Genomic DNA, 22,087 nt, shown 5'->3' with positions numbered 1-22,087 from the left:
CCATGACAGCAGCAGGGAAGCACCAGGTGAGCCGGACGGAGACCCCCCGGCGCAGCGGCCGGCCAGGACGGGCGGGGATCCGTGACGTGGCCGCCGCGGCCGGAGTCTCGATCACGACCGTCTCCGACGCGCTCAACGGCAAGGGCAGGCTCCCGGACGCCACCCGCCGCCATGTCCGCGAGGTCGCCGAGCGCCTGGGCTACCGCCCGTCCGCCGCGGCCCGAACCCTCCGTACGGGCAAGTCGGGGCTGATCGGCCTGACCGTGACCACGTACGGGAATGAACCTTTCACCTTCACCGAATTCGCGTACTTCGCGGAGATGGCGAGAGCCGCGACCTCCGCGGCGCTTGCCCGCGGCTACGCCCTCGTCATCCTCCCCGCCACCTCCCGGCACGACGTCTGGTCGAACGTCGCGCTCGACGGAACCGTCGTCATCGACCCCTCCGACCAGGACCCGGTCGTCACCGAGCTCGTCCGCCAGGGACTGCCCGTCGTCTCCGACGGCCGCCCGGCCGGGACGCTCCCCGTCACCGCCTGGGTCGACAACGACCACCGGGCCGCCGTGCTCGACCTCCTCGACCATCTCGCCGCCGCCGGGGCCCGCCGCATCGGCCTGCTGACCGGCAACACCACCGACACGTACACCCGGCTCTCCACCACCGCCTACCTCCACTGGTGCGAGCGGGTCGGCCAGGACCCCGTCTACGAGTCCTACCCGGCCCACGATCCCTGCGCGGGGGCCGTCGCCGCCGACCGGCTGCTCGCCCGCCCGGACCGCCCCGACGCGGTCTACGGGCTCTTCGACCCCAACGGGACCGACCTCCTCGCGGCGGCCCGTCGCTACGGGCTGCGCGTCCCCGAGGACCTGCTGCTGGTGTGCTGCAGCGAGTCCACGGTGTACGCGGCCACCGAGCCGCCCATCACGACGCTCTCGCTGAAGCCCCGCCGGATCGGCACGGCTGTCGTCCAGCTCCTCATCGACGCCATCGAAGGGGTCGAGCACGACGGTCCCGTGGAGCAGGTCATACCGACGGAGCTCATCGTCCGGACCTCATCGCAACGCCGCCCACCCCGCACCACGGTCAGCGCGCCGCGCTCCCCCAGCGGGGATTGATCATCTCTTTTCGGACCAATCGTCCGGTGAACCGCGCGTGCGCCCGGATTCACCACCCCTGGTGCGTCACACAGATCGATCCGCATTCCTATGATGGGCGCACGACACCGCGGACCACCTCTACCAGGCAGGGCCCGTCAGGTGTACGGCGGCGCGACGGTGGTGGAGGGGTCGATGACTCAGGGGGCCGGTCAGGAACCCGTGGTGCGGACGGCGACGTTGCGTGACTTCCGGGTTCCGCCGTACGCGCAGACACCCGTGCCACCGCAGGCTCAGGGGGTGGCCCCTTCCTCGGTGCCGCACCCCGGGAACGCCGTCGTGGGCGACGGGCAGCCGGAGGGCTACACCCCGACCGAGCGGGACCTCCCGGTCATCCGCCGCGGCGACACGGTCCAGGTGCAGACGGTCGCCGAGCCGCGCCCCGCGTCCGACGACGGCCGCGGCCCGCTCTTCGTCGTCGGCGACGTCCACGGCTATCTGGACGAGCTGCTGGCGGCCCTCGGCGAACAGGGCCTCATCGACGCCGACGGGAACTGGGCCGCGGGCAACGCCCGGCTGTGGTTCCTCGGCGACTTCACCGACCGCGGCCCCGACGGCATCGGGGTCATCGACCTCGTCATGCGGCTCTCCGCCGAGGCGGCGGCGGCCGGCGGCTACTGCAAGGCCCTGATGGGCAACCACGAACTGCTGCTGATCGGCGCCAAGCGGTTCGCCGACACGCCCGTCAACTCCGGGGCGGGCACCGCCACCTTCCAGGCGGCCTGGCTGCTCAACGGCGGACAGAAGACCGACATGGAGCGCCTCCAGGACGTCCACCTCCAGTGGATGTCCCGGCTCGACGCGGTCGTCGAGGAGGACGGGCATCTGCTGATGCACTCCGACACGACGGCCTACCTCGACTACGGGTCCACCATCGAGGACGTCAACGACACGATCACGGCCATTCTCACGCGTAACGACGCCGACGAGTGCTGGGACCTCTTCCGCAAGCTCACCAAGCGGTTCGCCTTCCGGGACGAGGGCGGCTCCCAGGCGGTGCGCGAGCTGCTGACGACGTACGGCGGACAGCGCGTCGTCCATGGTCACAGCCCCATTCCGTACCTCCTGGGCGAGGTCGGAACAGAGGAGGGCGAGGACGGCGCGGGACCCGTGATCAACGGCCCGCACGTGTACGCGGACGGCCTCGCCATCGCCATGGACGGCGGAGTGACCATGGCCGGAAAGCTGCTGGTGGTCCAACTCCCCCTGCATGACTGACCGTCGGCGGGGAAGGCGCTTCAGGTTCAGCCCGCGCCGACCTCGCCGATCGCCGGGCCCGTCTCCGGGCCCAATTCTGGAAACACCCTGTCACCCCTTGCCGTGAGCGCTCTACCATCGGCCTATCAGTGGCAGGCTCTCCTCCGTTTCCGCCCGATCGCCCGGTCCACCGCGGGCAGCCGGGCACCGACGGAGCATCGGGGGATGCAGATGACAAGCGCTCCGCACCTGCTGGCCGAGGACGGACCCGAGTACGAGCGGATCCTGGGCGACGCACTGCGCCACGCTCACGAACGCCCGGACCTGGAGGGCGTCGGGGACCGGCTCAACACCGAACAGCTGCGCACCATGGCGCTCGGCGCCACGGCGCTGATCACCGCGGCCGCGGCCACCGAGTACGAGCACTACATCAAGGCCCGCGGCGAACTGCGCCGGGCGGCGGCCGTCGAAGGGGCCGAGGGAGCCGGCGGGCTCGCGGGCCTGGACGGGCCGCAGAGCACCTCGGCCGGATCGGGCGCGGGCATAGGCGCGGTCATCACGGTCCTGACCCCGCTGCTGGCCGGCACCGCGGCGCTCATCTTCCTGCTCGTCGGCTATCTGCTGAAGGCGGTCAGCCCGTCGCTCACGTTCGGCCGCTCCATGGTCGCGGCCGGATGGTTCTTCGCCTGCGTCGCCGCGGCGGCGATCCTCGTCGCCGCCGTCGGACTGCTCGTCACCGCCCTCCGCAACGGCGCTACGTCCCTCGCCGCCGAGGAGGAGGAACAGGAACTTCCGGAGGAGGTCGCGCGGGCCCGGGAGGCGTGGCGCCACGCCCTGCTGGAACGCGGCATCCTCCCGTTCTTCCGGGACGCCCTGGCCGACCCCACGGCGGGGCCCGCCGCGCGAACCCCGCACCGTTCACCCAACCGCATCCCGAAGGTCGGGTACAGCAGGCCGGACTTCTCGGGTCCGGACGACGGCCCGGCGGCCGGCCCCCGGCCGACCTTCACCAGCCCCGACTTCACGAGCCCGGACTTCGGCGGCCCGGAACACCAGCCGGACTGACACGCGCGCCGCCCCGGACACACCGCGGGCCGGGGCGGCAAGTGCCGCGCCCGGCCCGGGGGACGCTCCGGACGGACCGGAGCGGTGGATCAGATGGCCTGCGGGGCCAGCTTCGGGTTGACGCCGTGCTCGTTCGTCTCCGGCTTGCCCTCGGAGGCGAGGAAGACGATCAGGACGATCGCGCCGATCAGCGGGACGATCGCGATCAGCAGCCACCAGCCGGAACGGCCGGTGTCGTGCAGGCGGCGGACGCCGACGGCGAGCGCCGGGATGATCACCGCGACGGAGTAGATGTAGGAGATGAACTCCACGCCGATCGCGCTGCCGATGATCGTGAGCACCAGGCTGATGACGAAGTTGATGAGCGTGAACATCCAGTACTCCTTGCGGCGCGCGCGTCCGCTGAAGCCTGCGTAGTTCTTGAGTACGGCCAGGTACCAGTTCATTGTGTTTCCCCTCCCCGGGCCCCGTTTTCAGGGCCGCCAACTTTCAGCCAAGCAAGCCGGAAAATAAGCCACAGATAAGGAACGGGTCAAGTCTGATTGACCCGCTGCCGCAACGTACATACAGCCGCCACACGACTGTGTCCATACCGTCGCTTAACAAGGTGGGAAACCGCGCCAAACCAGCCTGAAACGGCTTTAGTTGCCCATAAGGCGCCGAACACCCATGTTCGGCTCCATCGTGAGCAGGGCCTCCCCCGTCGCGTAGAGCTCGATCAGCAACGGCCGGAGCGCCCGGCCGGATCCGGTCAGGCTGTAGCTCGTTCGCACGGGAAATCCGCGTCGCCGCTCCACCGACACCAGGCCCCGCTCGCCGAGTTCCCTGAGCCGCTGGCTGAGCACCTTCGCCGACAGTTCCGGCAGCCGCTCCCTCAGCTCGGAGAACCCGAGCGGGCCGCCCATGAGTTCACGCAGCACCAGGGTGGTCCAGCGCCCCGAGACCGCGGCGAGGGCCACCTCGACGGGACAGTCCGGCTCGGGACGGGCCGTACGGCCGCGGGCGGTCGGCGTCAGTTCCCGGTCGTCGGCCGCGTGGGTTTCCGTTGGGTGACCCTCGTCGACGGGCTGTTCACTGACGGCATGACGCATTCCACCAGTGTGCATCCGACCACCGTCGCGGCCCAGCACCCGTACGTCCTGGAGCGGGCGTTCAACACCTTCGACGCCGAGGTCGTCGACCGGCTGTACGAGGCCGACGCGCTGTTCGTACCCCGGCCCGGCCAACCTACGACCGGCCCCGGCCGGATACCGGCCCACCGGGACTTCCTCGCGCTGCGCGTCCCGATCCGGGTGACTCCTCGGCACACCTACGTCTCCGGCGACCTGGCACTCCTGATCGTCGACTGGGTCGTGGAGGGCAGGGCGGCACACGGCGGGCAGGTCCGGATCGCGGGCACGGCGACCGACGTCGCCCGCCGGGGACCCGACGGGTTCTGGCGGTACGTCGTCGACAACCCGTTCGGCACGACGGAGGACCCGGAGCAGACCGGCCGCCCGACGGAGGTGGGCCCGACGGACGCGGCCGCCGGGCCCACCTCACGCCACGGGACGGGTCAGTCTGCGATCGGCAGGTAGACCCGGTTCCCGGCGGCCGCGAACTCCTTCGACTTCTCGGCCATGCCCTCCTCGATCTCCTCCTGCGAACCGCCGTGCTGACGGCGGATGTCCTGGGAGATCTTCATCGAGCAGAACTTCGGCCCGCACATCGAGCAGAAGTGCGCCGTCTTCGCCGGTTCGGCGGGCAGCGTCTCGTCGTGGAACTCCCGTGCCGTGTCCGGGTCGAGGGCCAGATTGAACTGGTCCTCCCACCGGAACTCGAACCGCGCGTCGGACAGCGCGTCGTCCCACTCCTGCGCGCCCGGGTGCCCCTTGGCCAGGTCGGCCGCGTGGGCGGCGATCTTGTAGGTGATCACGCCCGTCTTCACGTCGTCCCGGTTCGGCAGCCCCAGGTGCTCCTTGGGCGTGACGTAACAGAGCATCGCCGTGCCCCACCAGGCGATCATCGCGGCGCCGATGCCCGAGGTGATGTGGTCGTAGGCGGGCGCGACATCCGTGGTCAGCGGGCCGAGCGTGTAGAACGGCGCCTCCTCGCAGATCTCCTGCTGGAGGTCGATGTTCTCCTTGATCTTGTGCATCGGGACATGCCCGGGGCCCTCGATCATCGTCTGTACGCCGAACCGCTTGGCGATCGTGTTCAGTTCACCCAGCGTGCGCAACTCGGCGAACTGCGCCTCGTCGTTGGCGTCCGCGATCGAACCGGGACGCAGCCCGTCGCCCAGCGAGTACGTGACGTCGTACGTCGCGAGGATCTCGCAGAGCTCCTCGAAGTGCTCGTAGAGGAACGACTCCTTGTGGTGCGCCAGGCACCAGGCCGCCATGATCGAACCACCGCGCGAGACGATCCCGGTCTTGCGGCGGGCCGTCAGCGGGACGTACGGCAGGCGCACTCCGGCGTGCACCGTCATGTAGTCCACGCCCTGTTCGGCCTGTTCGATGACGGTGTCCTTGTAGATCTCCCAGGTCAGCTCCTCGGCCCGGCCGTCGACCTTCTCCAGGGCCTGGTAGAGCGGGACCGTGCCGATCGGCACGGGGGAGTTGCGCAGCACCCATTCGCGGGTGGTGTGGATGTTGCGGCCGGTGGACAGGTCCATGACCGTGTCGGCGCCCCACTGGGTCGCCCAGGTCATCTTGTCCACCTCCTCCTCGATGGAGGAGGTGACGGCAGAGTTGCCGATGTTGGCGTTGACCTTCACCAGGAACCGCTTGCCGATGATCATCGGCTCGATCTCGGGATGGTTCACGTTGGCCGGCAGAACCGCCCGGCCCGCCGCGATCTCCTCCCGTACGACCTCGGCCTCGACGTTCTCCCGGATCGCCACGTACTCCATCTCCGGGGTGATCTCCCCCCGTCGGGCGTACGCGAGCTGGGTGACGGGGCGCCCGTCGCGGCTGCGGCGCGGCTGGCGCGGGCGGCCGGGGAAGACCGCGTCGAGGTTGCGCAGTCCGCCGCGCGGCGAGGTGTGCTTGACCCCGTCGTCCTCCGGGCGGACCGGGCGGCCCGCGTACTCCTCGGTGTCACCGCGGGCGATGATCCAGTTCTCCCGGAGCGGCGCGAGGCCCCGGCGGACATCGGTGTCGATGGCGGGATCGGTGTACGGCCCGGACGTGTCGTACAGCGTCACGTCCTTGCCGTTGGTGAGGTGCACCTGTCGGACCGGCACCCGGAGGTCCGGGCGTGAGCCCTGGACGTACCCCTTGTGCCAGCCGATGGACTTCCCGGCCTCGTCGCCCTGGTTCTCGGCGCTCTGTTTCGAGGCAGGCGTGCGTGCGTCCGATGTGGTCATGAGACCTACTCCCTACGCCGGCATTACCCGGTAACAGGTTCGGCGGTCGGCGCAGCGTGTCCCGTACGGATGTACGGCGATCCCAGCGCCCTCTCAGCCCGGTGCTCCGAGCTCCCGCGTGTGCAAAGGTGCCTCCACGCTAGCGTCCTTTCCGGCGAGGTGACCAGAGGGCCCTCCTGTTCTTGCGATGATCGCCCCGTGACCTCCCCTCAAAGCGACCCCGCACCCCACCCGCCCCAGGGCCACACCCACACGCACAGCCATGGCCCGGCCGCCCCGGTCTCCCGGCATCTGCGCAAGGTCATCGCCGCCGTGCTGATCCCGTTCGCGACGGCCGTCGTCGTCGGTCTGATCGCGTTCTGGCCCGGCGGCGTGCCCGACCACGAGCGCACCGGTGTCGGATTCGACCGGCAGACCCAGGACGGCAAGGTCGTCCAGGTCGTCAAGGTCGACTGCGCGGACGTCAACGCCGCGCAGGTGCCTCCGACCGGTGACACCTCCACGCCCTCGGGGCGGGAGGCCGTCAACGAGCAGGAAGGGGAGTGCGCGAAGGCCACCATCGAGGTGACCAGCGGCGACGACAAGGGCCGCAGGTTCGTCGAGGTGGTCCAGCCGGACGCGCCCCGCCAGTTGAAGGAGGGTCAGGGCGTGGTCGTCGCGTACGCCCCCGACGCGCCGCGCGACCTCCAGTACTCCGTGACCGATGTGAACCGGAAGGTCCCGATGGCGCTGCTGGCCGGGATCTTCGCCCTGACGGTGGTCCTGGTGGGCCGGATGCGCGGGGTGATGGCGCTGGTGGCGCTGGCCGTGTCGTTCGCCGTGCTGACGCTGTTCATCCTGCCGGCGATCCTCCAGGGCTCGAATCCGCTGGTCGTGGCGGTGATCGGGTCCAGCGCGATCATGCTGGCGGCCCTCTACATGTGCCACGGGGTGACGGCCCGTACATCGGTCGCGGTCATCGGCACGCTGATCTCGCTGCTGCTGATCGGGCTGCTGGGCTCCCTGTTCATCGGTTGGGCCAGCCTGAGCGGCAACACCGACGACAACACCGGCCTGATCAAGGGTCTCTACCCGGACATCGACATGAGCGGCCTGCTGCTGGCGGGCGTCATCATCGGTTCGCTCGGCGTGCTCGACGATGTGACGGTCACCCAGACCTCCGCCGTCTGGGAACTGCACCAGGCCGACCCGGAGATGGGTTGGAAGGGGCTCTACCGGGCAGGTATCAGAATCGGGAGGGACCACATCGCCTCGGTGGTCAACACCCTGGTGCTGGCGTACGCGGGCGCGGCACTGCCCCTGCTGCTCCTCTTCTCCATCGCCCAGAGCAGTGTGGGGACGGTGGCCAACAGCGAGCTGGTCGCCGAGGAGATCGTCCGCACGCTGGTCGGGTCGATCGGACTGGTCGCCTCGGTGCCGGTGACCACGGGGCTCGCCGCGCTGGTCGTCTCCGCGGACCGCGCGGGGTCGGGCGGCGCACAGGCGGCTACGGCCGCACCCGCACGGACCGGCCGGGGCCGCCGCCGCAAGACGGGGTGACGGGCCGCCGGGTGCGCCGGGACGTGGGGGCGGACCGCGGGGACGAGCCGGCGAAAGGCCCTGGGGGCAGGGTGCGCCCGGTCAGCCGGCGTTCTGCTCCTCGGCGAGGATGCGGCCGAGCGCGTCCTCCAGGTTCCCGTCGAAGTCACCCAGCGTGTGCTCCTGGCCGAGCGGCACGAGCTTGTCCGTCCGGTCGAGGAACGCCACCAGCGGCGCCGTCCCCGCCCGGAACAACGCGCGATCCGCGCCGACCTGAAGCCGGATGTGCACATCTCCGAGCCCCTCGGGTTCGGTCGGGCCGATGTGCACATCTCCGTCGCCGCTCGGGCTGTTGAGCCCGTCCAGCAGCAGTTCACGTCCGAACGCCCAGGTCACAGGGGCATCGCCGGGCAGGTGGAACGTCATCCGGATGGCGTACGGATCGCCGACCTCGTACCGGAGCTCCACCGGAATACGGAACGAGAGCTCCTCGGAGACGAGGAAGCTCATCATGACCTCTGCTTGAACCGACTCGCGCATCGTTCAACCCCGCAGTAGATGAAACTGGCCAGGAATGATCCCCTATGGCCCTATTGACGCCATCGTGGTGCACGCGATAGCAGATCACAAGGAGTGATTTTTCAGATACTGATAGAGAACACGAACGAACGCAAGAGGCTGGCGACTTCGCCACGTAGCTGTTCGACTGCGGGCAGCAACCGATCTTCCCGATCCAGGGGTACGGAAATGGCCATCGCCGCAATGGTGGCACCGGCCGTGACCGGAATCGCGGCGCAGACGGTCCCCAGTGCGTACTCCTGGCGTTCGATGACCGGTTCACCTCGTCGGAGGGTGCGCAACCGTTCCAGAAGCGTGGCGCGATCTCGCACTGAGTAACGGGTGAGGGGCCGAACGGGATGCCGGTCGAGGTGGTCCTCGCGGGCCCTCTCGTCGAGCTGGGCGAGCAGACACTGGCCGATGGCATGTGCGTGGGCGGTCTCCCGGAACGAGGCCCACTCCTCCACCGCAGGGGTGTCGGGGGCGTCCGCGACCGCGATGAGGTCGATCTCGCCGTCGCAGTAGACGGCGCAGTACACCGGCGCTCCGATGACGTCCCGCCAGCGGTCGAGGGAGTCGGCGACGGAGATGGGGCGCGGGCGGCTCCTGACCGCGGGCGCCGCGGTCAGGTTCTCGGCGGCCGCGCCGAAGAGGAAGACACCGTTCTCACGGCGGAGATAGCCCTCATGGGTGAGGGTGCGCAGCAAGTGGTACGCGGTCGGAAGCGGAAGCCCCGCCTCTCGCGCCAGTTGCTTGGCAGGTGCCCCGTCCCGATGAGCGCCCACAGCCTCCAGCAGCCTCAACGCCCGCTGAACCGAACCGATCAACGTCGGGACAGCGGTACTCGATGCCGTGGTCAAAGGTCACCCCCAGGCATGGTGACGGGCCGTCGGCCCTCCCGTGGGGGCCGCCCCCACGGGCCTGCCGCGATCCCGAGGGCCGGAGATCCGGTGACCGTGACCGGCGAGGACCGATCCGGGCGCCGGCGATCGAAGGCCAACGACCGGACTGTCGTACCCAGGATCGATCAGGCGATCGACAAGGTGACGGAAGGTCACATTCCGGATGGCGGCAGCGATGTGCCACTGTATCGGCCGCCTGCGGCAGACGGGTGGTTTCCTCCGGGACTTAGCTCTGCTGGGCTAATCCCTACCCGGGCCGGACGGGACGGGCCGGCCCCCGTGCCGACGCGCGGTCCGTGGACTACCGGTCATCGCGCGAGGACGACGGTCTACCAGTCACCGCGCGAGGACGACGACGACATGAACTTACGGACGACGAAGATCAGTCCGCCGACCAGCACGACGAAGATCAGCGCCTTGAAGAGCAGGCTGATCACAAAGCCGACCACGCTGGCGATCAGACCGCCGAACACGAAGATCGCAATGACGGGCACCGCGATCCACTTCACCCACCAGGGCATTCCCGCGAATATCTCCCGCACGGCCATCGCCTCTACCTCGTCTCTCTGGATCCTTGCACTCGATGCTAAAGGCGAGAAGGGCTCCGGTGGGCACGCGCAGCCCTTGAAGACCCCTGATCGAGCCCCTAGGGATCCCCGAGAGGAAACGACCGCCCCCGGCAGGTACGGGCAGGCCCCTCAGCCCTCCGGCGGCGAGAAGACGACCATCACCCTGAGGTCCTCGGTGATGTGGTGGAACTTGTGGGCCACACCCGCGGGCACATAGACGACGCTCCCCCTGCCGACCTGAGTGGTCTCCATCCCCACCGTGATCGACGCACGCCCGCTGACGACGAAGTAGACCTCGTCCTGCTGGTGCGGCTGCTGCGGATCGAGCTCTCCCGCGTCCAGGGCGTACAGACCGACCGACATGTTGCGCTCCCGCACGAACTGCAGATAGGCGCCGTCGTTGGCGGCCCGCTCCGCCTCCAGCTCGTCCAGTCTGAATGCCTTCATGGCCCGTCCCGCCCCTTGTGCCCGCGCTGTCGGCTGTACCTGTACTGCCGGTGTCCACCACCGATCATGTCTGCCACGATCAGACACATGAAGAATTTCGTAGTCAAGACGATCGCCAACGCTGGTGCGCTGGCCGTGGCCATCTGGCTGATCGGCAACATCACACTGGAGGGCGGCAGCACGGGCCGCAAGGCCCTCACCCTGATCCTGGTGGCGCTGATCTTCGGCGTGGTGAACTCCGTGGTGAAGCCGGTGGTCCAGCTCCTGACCTTCCCGTTGTTCATCCTGACGCTGGGGTTGATCACCCTGGTGGTCAACGCCCTGATGCTGTTGCTGACCTCCTGGCTGGCAGGCGTGGTCGACCTCAGCTTCCACGTCGAGGGTTTCTGGACGGCGGTGCTCGGTGGACTGATCATCTCGGTGGTGTCCTGGGCGCTCAATGTGGTCCTGCCCGACGAGAACTGACCCCGGGGGCCCCGGGCCCGGCACTCCCGGATCCCAGCATTCGGGATTCCGGTACGCGGCGGAAGGCTGCTCCCGACCTCTCTGGAAGAGTGCGGGGGACATCGGTCTCCACCGGGGAGAACAGCGAAGGAGCAGGGCATGAGCACCATGGGCGACGGAACACGTGCGGTACGCGCCGGGCTTCCGGAACCGGAGCAGTTCGAGCCCACGCTGCCCGGCCCCGTCTTCGCCGCGCACTTCCACCTCTCCGGCGAACCGGTGGGCCCCTACACCTACGGCCGGGAGACCAACCCGACCTGGACCCACCTGGAGCGGGCCATCGGTGAGCTGGAGGCTCCCGGCGAGGAGGTGGGCACGACGGTGTTCGCCTCGGGCATGGCGGCGATCACCGCGGTGCTGCTCTCCCAGGTCCGCTCGGGCGACGCCGTGGTCCTGCCCGACGACGGCTACCAGGCGCTCCCTCTCGTACGGGAGCAACTGGCGGCGTACGGGGTCGAGGTCCGGACCGCGCCGACCGGCGGCGACGCCCAGCTCGCCCTGCTGACCGGGGCGAAGCTGCTGTGGATCGAGAGCCCGTCCAACCCGGGCCTGGACGTCTGCGACATCCGGCGGCTGGTGGAGGCCGCGCACGCGGCGGGCGCCCTGGTCGCCGTCGACAACACCCTGGCCACCCCGATCGGCCAGCGCCCGCTGGAGCTGGGCGCCGACTTCTCCGTCGCCAGTGACACCAAGGGCATGACCGGCCACGGCGACATCCTGCTCGGCCATGTGACCTGCCGCGACCCCCGTCTGACCGCGGATGTACGGCGCTGGCGCAAGGTCGTCGGAGCGATTCCCGGGCCGATGGAGGCCTGGCTCGCCCACCGTTCGCTGTCCACCCTCCAGATCCGCATCGACCGGCAGTGCACCACCGCCCTCGCCCTCGCCGAGGCACTGGCCAAGCGGGCCGAGGTGACAGGCCTGCGGTATCCGGGGCTGCCCACCGACCCGTCGTACGCCGTCGCCACCCGCCAGATGCAGCGCTTCGGGTCCGTGGTCTCCTTCGAGCTGGCCGACCGGGACACCGCGGAACGGTTCCTGACCGCGCTGCGCCTGGTCGACGACGCGACGAGCTTCGGAGGCGTCCGGTCCACCGCGGAGCGCCGGGGGCGTTGGGGAGGCGACGCCGTCGCGGAGGGCTTCATCCGCTTCTCGGTCGGCGCGGAGGACCCCGAGGATCTGCTCGCCGACGTCGAACAGGCGCTGCACGCGGCGGTCCGGTAGGACAGGCCCCGGGACCTTGCGTCCGGATCAGGCCGGAGGAGTTTCAGACGGCTCTCCGCGGGCCACTCTCTTGCCATGACCGAACGTCCTGTGGTCAAGCGCACCGCACGCGCCGTCCTGCTCGACGGCGACGATCTCATCCTGATCAAGCGCACGAAGCCGGGAGTCGATCCGTACTGGGTGACGCCCGGCGGCGGGGTCGAGCCGGAGGACGCCACCGTCGTCGACGCACTGCACCGCGAGGTCGACGAGGAGCTCGGCGCCAAGATCGTCGACGTGGTCCCGTGCTTCGTCGACACCGTGGAGCACATCGCGGACGGCGGAGTGACGGGGGTGAAGGTCCAGCACTTCTTCGTCTGTCGGCTGGCGTCGATGGACGTCTCCCTGCGGCACGGTCCGGAGATCGACGAACCCACCGGCGAGTACGAGATCGTCCGGGTGCCGTTCAGCCGGGTCGGGATCGCGGCCGTGCACCTCGTCCCGCTGTCCCTGCGGCACTACCTGGACGGCAACATCGAAGGCGTACGCGCGATGCACGCCCCCGACCTGGGCTGACGCCCCCACGCCGGGTGGACGTCCCAGTACCGGCCAGGGCGCCTACTCCCCGGCCGGTATCCGTGGGTACTGCTGCCCCGGGACGCCCCGGGACGGTCGGGCTCGGCATCGTGTTTCACGTGAAACCACTCAAGCGCCCCGTACGCCGAGGGCTCCTCGTCGCCCATGTCGCCGTCTCCGTCAGCCGGCTCGGCCTGACCGTCGGTCTGCTGGCGCTGGGCACCCCGTGGGGTCTGGCCCGGCATCGCTGGGTGTGGACCACGTTCTGGCGGACCCTGATCACGACGGGCCTGTCGATCTTCTCCCTGCGCCCCGGGATCGACGCGGCGGCCGCCGATGGAGCCGTCGACATCAACCTCGTGATCGCTCCGTCGGTGGCCACCGGCACCTATCTCCTCATCACCGCGATCTCGAACCTCAAGCCCTGGGGGCTCACCCGGCGGGGCAGACGGCTGCGGTTCTCGGCCAGTTCCGCGAAATCGGTGGACGCGCGATCACCCCGTCAGACAGCCTGACCCCATGCACAGCCCTTCACCCCGCTCCCTCGTCGACCTGCCGATCCGACGCCTGAACCGGGGAGACCTGGTCCCCTGCGCCGATCTCTGCGAGGACCGCGGCTGGCCGCGCGACGAACACCGGTGGGGGCTGCTCCTCTCGGCCGGCACCGGGTACGGGATCGACGCCCCGGACGGCAAGGGTCTGGCCGCGACGTGTCTGACCATGCCCTATGGATCCGACTTCACCGCGGTCGGCATGATGCTCGTCGCCGGACGCTACGGACGTCAGGGAATCGCCCGCCGGCTCATGCGGCACGTGATGGAGACGGCGGGGAACACCCCGCTCGCCCTGTACGCCACGGAGCAGGGACAGCCGCTCTACGAAAACCTCGGCTTCTCCCCCGTGGGCCGGGCCGAACGCGTCGGCGGCCGTTTCGAAGCGATCGGCTCCGGCGGCTCCCCCTCGGGCACGGCCTCTCCCACTCGCTCCTCGTCGGCTCTCCCGGCTTCTGCGCCTCCGTCGTCGGCCTCGTCCGTGACCACCCGGCCGGCCGCGGCGGACGATCTGCAGGCGATGGTCCGGCTCGACCTCCCTGTGTTCGGCGCCGACCGGACCCATCTCCTCGCCCGGCTGCCCGCCTTCGCCGACCGGCTCCAGGTCGCCGAGGACCACGGCGAGCTGGTCGGCTACGCGGCGCTCTGGCCGAGCGGGCACGCCGAGGTGGTGGGGCCGCTGATCGCACGGGACACGGCCACCGCGCAGGCCCTGGTAGCGGCCCTGGCCGCCACGACGGACCGGCCGCTGCGGGCCGATGTCGACGCCCGGCACAAGGAACTGCTCGGCTGGTTGATGGAGTGCGGTCTTGAGCCCGTCTCCAGGACCACCGTGATGACGTACGGCATCCCGGATCTGCCCGGTGACGCGGCCCACAGGTTCGCCCCGCTCACCGTCGCGACGGGCTGACGCGGAAGCAGCCGCACCGTCACGAGGACGGCGCGGCTGCGTCGCGGTGTGGCCCGGTCGCCGTACGGACTCGGCCGCGCGACGGCCGAGTTGCGGTACGACCGGCCCCGCTGCGCGGGCCCGGGGGCGGCGGGGTCAGTGCCGGGCAGCCGGCACGGGGGCCGGCTCGGCGCTGTTCCCCGTGACGATCCGGCCCTTCCCGGCCTCCCGGCGTTCCAGAAGGCTGGAGAGCACCGCCAGGACCAGCGCCGACGCGGCGAGCGCGGCGCCGACCCAGTTCGGGGCCGTGTAGCCGAGACCGGCCGCGATGACGAGACCGCCGAGCCAGGCGGAGAGGGCGTTGCCGAGGTTGAAGGCCCCGATGTTGACCGCGGAGGCCAGCGTCGGCGCACCCGCCGCCTGGTCGAGGACCCGCTTCTGCAGCGGCGGTACGGTCGCGAAGCCCAGGGCGCCGATCAGGACGATGGTGACGGCTGCGGCGACCTTGTTGTGGGCGGTCACGGTGAACAGGCCGAGGACCGCGGCGAGCGCGCCGAGCGAGACGTACAGCAGGGGCATCAGACGGCGGTCGGCGAACCTGCCGCCGATCAGGTTGCCACCCACCATGCCGAGGCCGAAGAGAACCAGCAGCCAGGTGACGGACGAGGCCGAGTAGCCGGCGATCTCGGTCATCATCGGGGTGATGTAGGTGATGGCGGCGAAGACCCCGCCGAAGCCCAGGACGGTCATGGCCATCGCCAGCAGAACCTGGACGTTGCGGAACGCGGCCAGCTCGTGGCGGATGCGTACGCCTTCGGCCTTGGGCTGCTCCGGTACGAGCTTCGCGACGCCGAGCAGTCCCACGACACCCAGGGCGGCGACGACGAGGAACGTGGTCCGCCAGCCCGCGGTCTGCCCGATGAACGTGCCGAGCGGGACGCCGACGACGTTGGCGACGGTGAGTCCGGTGAACATCATGGCGATGGCCCCGGCCTTCTTCTGCGGAGCGACCAGGTCGGCCGCGACCACCGAGCCGATGCCGAAGAAGGCACCGTGCGCGAGGGAGGCGATCACGCGTCCGGCGAGCATGACGCCGAAGATCGGGGCGAGCGCGGACACCACGTTGCCCACGACGAACAGCCCCATGAGCAGCATCAGCATGCGCTTACGGGTGACACGGGTGCCCAGCAGCGTCATCAGCGGGGCACCGATGACCACACCGAGCGCGTAGCCGGTCACCAGGAAGCCCGCGGTAGGGATCGACACCTGGAAATCACCGGCGACCTCGGGGAGCAGCCCCATGATCACGAACTCGGTCGTTCCGATCCCGAATGCCCCGATGGCGAGAGCGAGGAGCGCTAGCGGCATGGGTTTGACCTTCCCTGGAGATTGCGTCTGCGCCTTACGAGCGTCCACAATAATTGCAGACGCCGATTAATTGCAAGCGCGGGCTATTGCAGATGTCCCCTATCCTGGAGTCACACCGCTCCCGTACGGAGGAGAGAGACATGACAGCGACCGACCCCGCCCTGACCGCCATTGCCCAGAGCTGGTGCACGCTCTCGCTGCTCCACGGGAAGATCGAGGCCCGTATCGAGCGGGCCCTCCAGGCCGGCCACGGGCTCAGCGCACGCGAGTACTCCCTGCTCGACGTGTTGAGCCGGCAGCACAACGGCGTCGGCGGGCATCTCCAGATGAAGCAGGTCGCCGACGCCGTCGTCCTCAGTCAGAGCGCCACCACGCGGCTCGTCACCCGGCTCGAGGACCGTGGGCTGCTGACCCGGTATCTGTGCGACACCGACCGCCGGGGCATCTACACCGACGTCACGGAGTCCGGGCTCGCACTGCTGAAGGCCGCCAGGCCGACGAACGACAGCGCACTGCGGGCAGCCCTGGACGAGGCGGCGGAGAACCCGGAGCTCGCCCCTCTGGTCAGGGCGGTCGAAGAGCTGAAGGCCCCGGTCTGACCCACCCTGCCCGCCGTAGAATCCCGATCATGAGCGATCTCGAAATACGCCCCGCGACCCCGGACGACCTGCCCGCAGTGGTCGCGATGCTCGCCGACGACCCCCTGGGCGCCCAGCGCGAGTCACCGGACGACCTCACCCCGTACCAGGAGGCGTTCCAGCGGCTGGCCGACGACCCGAACCAGCACGTGGTCGTCGCCGTTCGTGAGGAGCGAGTCGTCGGCACCCTTCAGCTGACCATCATCCCGGGACTGTCCCGGCGCGGTGCCACGCGGTCGATCATCGAGGGTGTCCGCATTCACGGCGACGAGCGCGGCAGCGGCCTCGGTACCCAGCTCATCCAGTGGGCGGTGGACGAATCCCGCCGCCAGAACTGCCAGTTGGTGCAGCTGACCTCGGATATCACCCGCGAGGACGCGCACCGCTTCTACGAGCGCCTCGGCTTCACAGCCAGCCATGTGGGCTTCAAGCTGGCGCTCTGACGGAAGATGAACGGGTGGGTGTTTCACGTGAAACACCCACCCGTTCACACCAACCGTTCACCGGCCCCTGAGCTCAGCCGCCGAGCCCCCGCCAGCCCTCCGCGTCCACACCGCCGGGCACGGCTGCCCCCGCCTCGTACGGCTCGCGTGTGAAGACGAATGAGCCGAGGTCGAGGTGGTCCACCGAACCGTCTTCCCTGCGGACGACGCGCAGAGTCTCCCCCGCGTAGTAGTCGTTCTGGCCCGTCCAGGTGCCGTCCGACCGGTAGGTGAAGGCCGCGCCGCGCCCCTTGCCGCCGAGCGGTGTGAGCTGGAGACCCCGGTCCCCTGTGAGGCTCAGCGTGAAGGTGCTGGGGCCCCAGTGCCAGATGCCGGTCAGCGCGAGCAGTTCGTCGTCCACCTCGGGCAGCGGGCGCCAGGGCTCCGGGATCCGTGGCTCGGCTTCGACGACGATGCCCAGGAGTTCCGCGGCCAGCGTCGCGGCGGGCAGCCCGGAAGTGACATTGGCCAGGGCGACCGCCGCCACGTCCTCCTCCTCGCACACCCAGAGGCCGGCGACGAATCCGGGCAGCGATCCCGAGTGCCCGAAGAGCACGCGCCCCTCGCCACCGACGAGCTGGAGCCCGAGACCGTAACCGCTCCCGCCCGCCTCGACCGGCACGGCGGGCGTCCGCATCTCCCGCACGGAGGAGGCCGACAGGACCCGGTCGTCGCCCCCGGTCAGGAAGGCGGCGAACCTCAGCAGGTCCTCCGCGGTGGACCAGAGCTGACCGGCGGGCGCCATGATCCCGAGGTCCTCGGCGGGCTCGCTCAGCATGACGTCCGCCCAGGGGTGGACGGCCCAGCCGCCCGCGTGCGGTGCCACGGGGGCGCTCGTCGTACGGTGCATGCCCAGCGGTTCCAGGATCTCGCGACGCAGCGCCTCTTCCCAGGAGACGCCACGAACCGCTTCCACCAGCGAACCGAGCAGGGTGTAACCGGGGTTGGAGTAGTGATGGCGATGCCCGGCCGGATGCACCTGCGGCCGATCGCCCAGCACATCCGCGATCTCCGGCCGAAGGCTGCCGGGCGTCCGCTCCCACCAGGGGGCCGGCGTCTCGGCCCCCAGCCCCGCACTGTGGCAGAGCAGCTGACGGACGGTCGCCCCGCCCACACCCGTACCGGGAAGGTGCTTCTCCAGCGGATCGCCGAGGTCGATCAGCCCCTCGTCCCGCAGCCGCAGCACCAGAACGGCCGTGAACGTCTTGGTGATCGAGCCGATCCGGTACTGCGTACCGGCATCGGGAGCGTGCCCGTCGACACACGTACGCGCCCCGCTCCATACCGTCCGCCCCTGCCGCCCCACCGCAGCAACGAGGGACGGCGCACGCCCGTCCCGCTGGGCGACGGCGATGCGGTGCAGCAGGGCGCGCCGGGTACTGGGAAGCAGGTCTTCACCGAGAGAAGTCATGGTCCAACCCTTATCCGACCGGCCGCCTCTTGACGAACCCTTTTCCGGGAATGCCCCGACATGCTCACAGCGAGTCGAGGAAGGAGAGCCGCCGCCCGGCCACGTACAGGGCGCCACGCTCCGGGTCGGGTGGTGTCATCGGGGTCACGGCCACCAGTATGGGTCGTACGAGGTTGCGCCCGGCCAACTCGTACACCAAGCACACTTGTTGAACACGCCCCCCATCGCTCCGGCGAACGCCGGAGCGCGACGAACTCCCGCGAAGGAAGATCCCCATTCCCACCAAGACCGTGCAGATCCCCACCACGGACGGCCTGGCCGACGCCTTCGCCGCCTGCCCCGACCACGGCGAGCGGCATCCCGGAGTGCTGATGTACCCGGACGCCTTCGGCATCCGGCCTGCCATCCGGGACATGGCCACCGAACTGGCAGGGCACGGCTATTACGTGCTCGTCCCCAACTTCTTCTACCGGGAAGGGCCCACACCGGTCATCGACCTTCCCGGACACATCGGAGAAGCGGATCGGTCCGCGCTGGTCGCCGGGTTGATGCCCCTGATCAGGGGACCGCCTGCTCCCGCTCCTCACCGGCGCCCTGGCGAAGGACTGAGCGCAGGGTCGCCGGTCCGCCGGCGCAGGCCCTGGGAGCGGAAGGCCTTCCGCAGGACTTCGCCGAACTCCGCGGGGTGCGTGGTCAGTCCGACGTGCCCGCCGGGGAAGTGCTGGAGTTCCGTGCCCAGACGCTCGGCCAGAAAGGCGGCCGAGCGGTAGGGCAGCTCTCCGCGTGAGTCCTGGCCTCCCGCGATCACGAGCCGGTCCGACAGCCCCTCCAGCCGATGGATGTCCGGCGCGTAGGACATGAAGCCGGGAACGATCCGCCCGACGAAGTACGGAAGATCGGCCATCGTCTGTTCGGCCCGCGCCGCTGCCCGGGGCGGAAGTCCGGGCCCGGGCTCCGGCTCGGCGGTGTCGCCGTCCTTGGGGTCGCCGTCTGTGGTGTCGCTGTCTGTGGTGTCGCCGTCCGTGGTGTCGCGGTCCTTGGGGTCGCCGTCCTTCTTCAGGCCCGCGGCGAACACGGCCATGGCCGGCATGAGCCCCTGCGTGCGAAACGTGTCCTGGACACGTGCGAGGAGTGCGCGGTGTTCCGCCGCATCCGGCAGAACCTCCACTACGGGCGGCTCGTGCGTCACCACACGTGCGATGCGTTCGGGGTGAGCGGTCAGCAGGTGCAGGGCGACGATCGCGCCCGAACTGGCTCCGAACACGAGGGCGGGCTCATCGGGCGACAGCAGGTCCAGGATCCGGAGTGCGTCGTCGGCGTGCTCGGCCACGTGCTGCTCGGCATCGGGGTCGTCCAGCGTGCTGCGGGACATGCCGCGAGGGTCGTAGCCGACGACGGTGTAGCCGTCGGCGGCCAGGTCCTCGGCAACGCCGTCGAAGGATGCCGCGCCACCCGTCCCTCCGGGGATGAGCAGCACGAGCGGGCCCCGGCCCCGGACTTCGTAGTGCAGGGTCGCACCGTTGACCCGCAGGCTGCTGATGGTCGGAGCGGTCATGAGGAGTCTCCTTCTCGGGACGGGGGCCAGTGCTCCAGGAGGGAGTGCAGGGCATCGAGCGCACGGGTCCAGGACTGCTGCGGCGGACGCTTGTCCGCGAAGCCTCCCGCCGCTTCCAGGGCGACGAACCCATGGAACGTGCTGCGCAGCAGCCGGACCGCGTCGGTCAGGTCCGGCTCGGCCAGTCCGTAGCCGTGCAGCATGCCGTAGGTCAGCTCGACCGCCCGCCGTGGCCCGGGCGCCTCTGCGGCCAGCTCGGGGTCGATCCGGATCGGGGTCTGCGTCGCCATGTAGCGGCCCGGGTGCTGGTGGGCGTACTCCCGCCAGGCATCCGCGAAGGCGACGAGCGCGTCCTTGCCCGCCCGTCCGGCGGTCGCCTCCGCGATGCGGATGGTCTTCTCGTCCGCTGCCAGCAGGGCGATCCGGCCGCGCAGATCCTCCAGACTGCGGACGTGCGTGTAGAGGCTCGCGTCCTTCACACCCAGTCGCCGCGCCACCTGCGACATCGTCACCCGGTCGAGCCCGATGTCGTCCGCCAGCTCCGCGCCCGCGACGGTCACCCGCTCCGTTGTCAGCCCGGCCCGCACCATGCACCCTCCCAATTTCCTTGAGGGTCTAGTTTCTTCCTAGGGGCCCTAGGCGGCAACCGGGATACGGGATCGTCAGGTCTGTGCCATGTCCACGAAGCGGGAGTAGTGGCCCTGGAAAGCCACGGTGATGGTGGCCGTCGGGCCGTTACGGTGCTTGCCGACGATGATGTCGGCCTCACCGGCACGCGGTGACTCCTTCTCGTACGCGTCCTCGCGATGGAGCAGGATGACCATGTCGGCGTCCTGCTCGATGGAGCCGGATTCACGCAGGTCGGACACCATCGGCTTCTTGTCCGTGCGCTGCTCGGGGCCACGGTTCAGCTGCGAGAGCGCGATCACCGGAACCTCCAGCTCCTTGGCCAGCAGCTTCAGGTTTCGGGACATGTCCGAGACCTCCTGCTGACGGCTCTCGGACCGCTTCGACCCACCGGCCTGCATCAGCTGCAGATAGTCGATGATCACGAGCTTGATGTCGTTGCGCTGCTTCAGCCGACGGCACTTCGCGCGGATCTCCATCATCGACAGGTTGGGGGAGTCGTCGATGTAGAGCGGGGCGGCCGAGACCTCGGGCATCCGGCGCGCGAGCCGCGTCCAGTCCTCGTCCGTCATCGTGCCGGACCGCATGTGGTGCAGGGCCACCCGCGCCTCCGCCGACAGCAGGCGCATCGCGATCTCGTTGCGCCCCATTTCGAGGGAGAAAATGACGCTGGGCAGGTTGTTCTTGATCGACGCGGCACGCGCGAAGTCCAGCGCGAGCGTGGACTTGCCCATCGCGGGGCGGGCCGCGATGACGATCATCTGGCCGGGGTGCATACCGTTCGTCAGGGCGTCGAGATCCGTGAAACCCGTCGGCACACCGGTCATCTCGCCGCTGCGCGAGCCGATGGCCTCGATCTCGTCGAGCGCGCCCTCCATGATGTCGCCGAGGGGGAGGTAGTCCTCACTGGTGCGCTGCTCGGTGACCGCGTAGATCTCGGCCTGGGCGGAGTTGACGATCTCGTCGACGTCCCCGTCCGCCGCGTATCCCATCTGCGTGATCTTCGTGCCCGCCTCGACCAGCCGCCGCAGCACCGCCCGCTCGTGGACGATCTCCGCGTAGTACGAGGCGTTGGCCGCGGTGGGCACGGACTGCACCAGGGTGTGCAGATACGGCGCTCCGCCGACCTTGGTGATCTCTCCACGCTTCACCAGCTCGGCGGCGACCGTGATCGGGTCGGCCGGCTCGCCCTTGGCGTAGAGGTCGAGGATCGCCGTGAAGACGGTCTCGTGGGCGGGGCGGTAGAAGTCGTGGCCCTTGATGACCTCGACGACCTCGGCGATCGCGTCCTTGGACAGCAGCATGCCGCCGAGGACCGACTGCTCGGCGTCGACATCCTGGGGCGGAACGCGTTCGAAGCTGGGGGCACCGCTGTCCCAGGCCTCGTCCGAGCCGCGGTCATGGCGGTCCTCGCGCCCCTTGCGGTCCCCGCGACGCTGGCGGGAGACAGGCAGACGGTCCCCGGGACCGGTCTCGGTCCAGGGGTCGTCCAAAGGCTCGGGAATGCTCACCGGGCCGCCTCCTCCC

General features: G+C 69.8%; 25 protein-coding genes and 1 pseudogene. 13 read left to right on the top strand and 13 right to left on the bottom strand.

The window, feature by feature from the left end; translation table 11 throughout:
- Nucleotides 1–2: 2 nt before the first annotated feature.
- From IE140_RS11585 to IE140_RS11575, 3 genes are all read left to right on the top strand, one after another.
- Nucleotides 3–1,115 (top strand): LacI family DNA-binding transcriptional regulator, encoded by a 1,113-nt coding sequence (locus IE140_RS11585; RefSeq protein ID WP_006126041.1) that lies wholly within the window; start codon nt 3–5, stop codon nt 1,113–1,115.
- Nucleotides 1,116–1,274: 159 nt separating this feature from the next.
- Nucleotides 1,275–2,372 (top strand): metallophosphoesterase, encoded by a 1,098-nt coding sequence (locus IE140_RS11580; RefSeq protein WP_244330628.1) that lies wholly within the window; start codon nt 1,275–1,277, stop codon nt 2,370–2,372.
- 204 nt (nt 2,373–2,576) lie between these two features.
- Nucleotides 2,577–3,416 carry a hypothetical protein gene (locus IE140_RS11575; protein WP_150193404.1) on the top strand — a complete coding sequence of 280 codons (840 nt, stop codon included), beginning with the start codon at nt 2,577–2,579 and terminating at the stop codon, nt 3,414–3,416.
- Between the two features lie 89 nt (nt 3,417–3,505).
- Here IE140_RS11575 and IE140_RS11570 read toward each other — a convergent pair whose 3' ends face one another.
- The gene (locus IE140_RS11570) at nt 3,506–3,862 is read right to left on the bottom strand and encodes a DUF805 domain-containing protein (RefSeq protein WP_032764618.1); all 357 of its coding nucleotides are present in this window, start codon (nt 3,860–3,862) and stop codon (nt 3,506–3,508) included.
- Between the two features lie 195 nt (nt 3,863–4,057).
- Complete coding sequence (locus tag IE140_RS11565) at nt 4,058–4,507, bottom strand: winged helix-turn-helix transcriptional regulator (protein WP_225683412.1); 450 nt, start codon at nt 4,505–4,507, stop codon at nt 4,058–4,060.
- Between IE140_RS11565 and IE140_RS11560 the strand changes: the two genes are divergently transcribed.
- Complete coding sequence (locus IE140_RS11560) at nt 4,499–4,993, top strand: YybH family protein (RefSeq protein ID WP_093441290.1); 495 nt, start codon at nt 4,499–4,501, stop codon at nt 4,991–4,993. The genes IE140_RS11565 and IE140_RS11560 overlap by 9 nt on opposite strands.
- Here the strand turns inward: IE140_RS11560 and thiC are convergent.
- Complete coding sequence (gene thiC, locus IE140_RS11555; RefSeq protein ID WP_006126035.1) at nt 4,972–6,762, bottom strand: phosphomethylpyrimidine synthase ThiC; 1,791 nt, start codon at nt 6,760–6,762, stop codon at nt 4,972–4,974. The two genes, IE140_RS11560 and thiC, sit on opposite strands and share 22 nt — an antisense overlap.
- A 198-nt stretch (nt 6,763–6,960) precedes the next feature.
- Here thiC and IE140_RS11550 point away from each other — a divergent pair, with 198 nt between their 5' ends.
- The gene (locus IE140_RS11550; protein ID WP_189460348.1) at nt 6,961–8,301 is read left to right on the top strand and encodes a YibE/F family protein; all 1,341 of its coding nucleotides are present in this window, start codon (nt 6,961–6,963) and stop codon (nt 8,299–8,301) included.
- 81 nt (nt 8,302–8,382) lie between these two features.
- Here IE140_RS11550 and IE140_RS11545 read toward each other — a convergent pair whose 3' ends face one another.
- The 4 genes from IE140_RS11545 to IE140_RS11530 all read right to left on the bottom strand — a co-directional run bounded on the left by IE140_RS11545 (nt 8,383) and on the right by IE140_RS11530 (nt 10,756).
- Nucleotides 8,383–8,820, bottom strand: coding sequence for an SsgA family sporulation/cell division regulator (locus IE140_RS11545; RefSeq protein WP_024263706.1), 438 nt, complete (start codon nt 8,818–8,820; stop codon nt 8,383–8,385).
- A gap of 101 nt (nt 8,821–8,921) precedes the next feature.
- Nucleotides 8,922–9,698 (bottom strand): IclR family transcriptional regulator, encoded by a 777-nt coding sequence (locus IE140_RS11540; protein ID WP_023608229.1) that lies wholly within the window; start codon nt 9,696–9,698, stop codon nt 8,922–8,924.
- Between the two features lie 371 nt (nt 9,699–10,069).
- Entirely contained in the window at nt 10,070–10,282 is a 213-nt protein-coding gene (locus IE140_RS11535; RefSeq protein ID WP_006126031.1) for a DUF5326 family protein, read from the bottom strand.
- Between the two features lie 156 nt (nt 10,283–10,438).
- Nucleotides 10,439–10,756: a cupin domain-containing protein gene (locus IE140_RS11530; RefSeq protein WP_006126030.1), complete on the bottom strand. Its 318-nt coding sequence runs from the start codon at nt 10,754–10,756 to the stop codon at nt 10,439–10,441.
- Nucleotides 10,757–10,843: 87 nt separating this feature from the next.
- On the opposite strand from IE140_RS11530, the gene IE140_RS11525 reads away from it, so the two are divergent.
- The 5 genes from IE140_RS11525 (at nt 10,844) to IE140_RS11505 (ending at nt 14,500) form a co-directional block, all read left to right on the top strand.
- Entirely contained in the window at nt 10,844–11,221 is a 378-nt protein-coding gene (locus IE140_RS11525; RefSeq protein ID WP_093441295.1) for a phage holin family protein, read from the top strand.
- 138 nt (nt 11,222–11,359) lie between these two features.
- The gene (locus tag IE140_RS11520; RefSeq protein WP_150195052.1) at nt 11,360–12,484 is read left to right on the top strand and encodes a cystathionine gamma-lyase; all 1,125 of its coding nucleotides are present in this window, start codon (nt 11,360–11,362) and stop codon (nt 12,482–12,484) included.
- 75 nt (nt 12,485–12,559) lie between these two features.
- Nucleotides 12,560–13,039 carry an NUDIX hydrolase gene (locus tag IE140_RS11515; RefSeq protein WP_093441300.1) on the top strand — a complete coding sequence of 160 codons (480 nt, stop codon included), beginning with the start codon at nt 12,560–12,562 and terminating at the stop codon, nt 13,037–13,039.
- Nucleotides 13,040–13,158: 119 nt separating this feature from the next.
- Nucleotides 13,159–13,554 carry a DUF2269 domain-containing protein gene (locus IE140_RS11510; RefSeq protein WP_150195054.1) on the top strand — a complete coding sequence of 132 codons (396 nt, stop codon included), beginning with the start codon at nt 13,159–13,161 and terminating at the stop codon, nt 13,552–13,554.
- Between the two features lie 4 nt (nt 13,555–13,558).
- The gene (locus IE140_RS11505) at nt 13,559–14,500 is read left to right on the top strand and encodes a GNAT family N-acetyltransferase (protein WP_150195056.1); all 942 of its coding nucleotides are present in this window, start codon (nt 13,559–13,561) and stop codon (nt 14,498–14,500) included.
- Nucleotides 14,501–14,635: 135 nt separating this feature from the next.
- On the opposite strand, the gene IE140_RS11500 is transcribed toward IE140_RS11505, so the two are convergent.
- Entirely contained in the window at nt 14,636–15,847 is a 1,212-nt protein-coding gene (locus IE140_RS11500; protein ID WP_150195059.1) for an MFS transporter, read from the bottom strand.
- A 140-nt stretch (nt 15,848–15,987) separates the two neighbouring features.
- Between IE140_RS11500 and IE140_RS11495 the strand changes: the two genes are divergently transcribed.
- Complete coding sequence (locus tag IE140_RS11495; protein WP_093441308.1) at nt 15,988–16,446, top strand: MarR family winged helix-turn-helix transcriptional regulator; 459 nt, start codon at nt 15,988–15,990, stop codon at nt 16,444–16,446.
- A 29-nt stretch (nt 16,447–16,475) separates the two neighbouring features.
- Nucleotides 16,476–16,928 carry a GNAT family N-acetyltransferase gene (locus tag IE140_RS11490; RefSeq protein WP_032764608.1) on the top strand — a complete coding sequence of 151 codons (453 nt, stop codon included), beginning with the start codon at nt 16,476–16,478 and terminating at the stop codon, nt 16,926–16,928.
- 73 nt (nt 16,929–17,001) lie between these two features.
- On the opposite strand, the gene IE140_RS11485 is transcribed toward IE140_RS11490, so the two are convergent.
- Both IE140_RS11485 and IE140_RS36395 read right to left on the bottom strand, forming a co-directional pair.
- Complete coding sequence (locus IE140_RS11485; protein ID WP_150195061.1) at nt 17,002–18,378, bottom strand: serine hydrolase domain-containing protein; 1,377 nt, start codon at nt 18,376–18,378, stop codon at nt 17,002–17,004.
- Nucleotides 18,379–18,442: 64 nt separating this feature from the next.
- The gene (locus IE140_RS36395) at nt 18,443–18,577 is read right to left on the bottom strand and encodes a hypothetical protein (protein ID WP_268252763.1); all 135 of its coding nucleotides are present in this window, start codon (nt 18,575–18,577) and stop codon (nt 18,443–18,445) included.
- Between the two features lie 91 nt (nt 18,578–18,668).
- Here IE140_RS36395 and IE140_RS11475 point away from each other — a divergent pair.
- Nucleotides 18,669–18,941: pseudogene (locus IE140_RS11475) on the top strand (dienelactone hydrolase family protein); the annotation flags it as partial.
- A gap of 20 nt (nt 18,942–18,961) precedes the next feature.
- Here IE140_RS11475 and IE140_RS11470 read toward each other — a convergent pair.
- From IE140_RS11470 to dnaB, 3 genes are all read right to left on the bottom strand, one after another.
- Nucleotides 18,962–19,933: an alpha/beta hydrolase gene (locus IE140_RS11470; protein WP_150195063.1), complete on the bottom strand. Its 972-nt coding sequence runs from the start codon at nt 19,931–19,933 to the stop codon at nt 18,962–18,964.
- Nucleotides 19,930–20,523 (bottom strand): TetR/AcrR family transcriptional regulator, encoded by a 594-nt coding sequence (locus IE140_RS11465; protein ID WP_093441318.1) that lies wholly within the window; start codon nt 20,521–20,523, stop codon nt 19,930–19,932. The genes IE140_RS11470 and IE140_RS11465 overlap by 4 nt, the downstream gene beginning before the upstream one ends.
- A gap of 72 nt (nt 20,524–20,595) precedes the next feature.
- On the bottom strand, nt 20,596–22,071 hold the full coding sequence (gene dnaB, locus IE140_RS11460; protein WP_006126016.1) for a replicative DNA helicase: 1,476 nt from the start codon (nt 22,069–22,071) through the stop codon (nt 20,596–20,598).
- Nucleotides 22,072–22,087: the final 16 nt, after the last annotated feature.

It is taken from the genome of Streptomyces parvus (assembly GCF_014648875.1).
Taxonomy (GTDB): domain Bacteria; phylum Actinomycetota; class Actinomycetes; order Streptomycetales; family Streptomycetaceae; genus Streptomyces; species Streptomyces parvus.
Note: the sequence above shows the minus strand (reverse complement) of the source record. Positions and strands in the feature narration are given on the sequence as shown.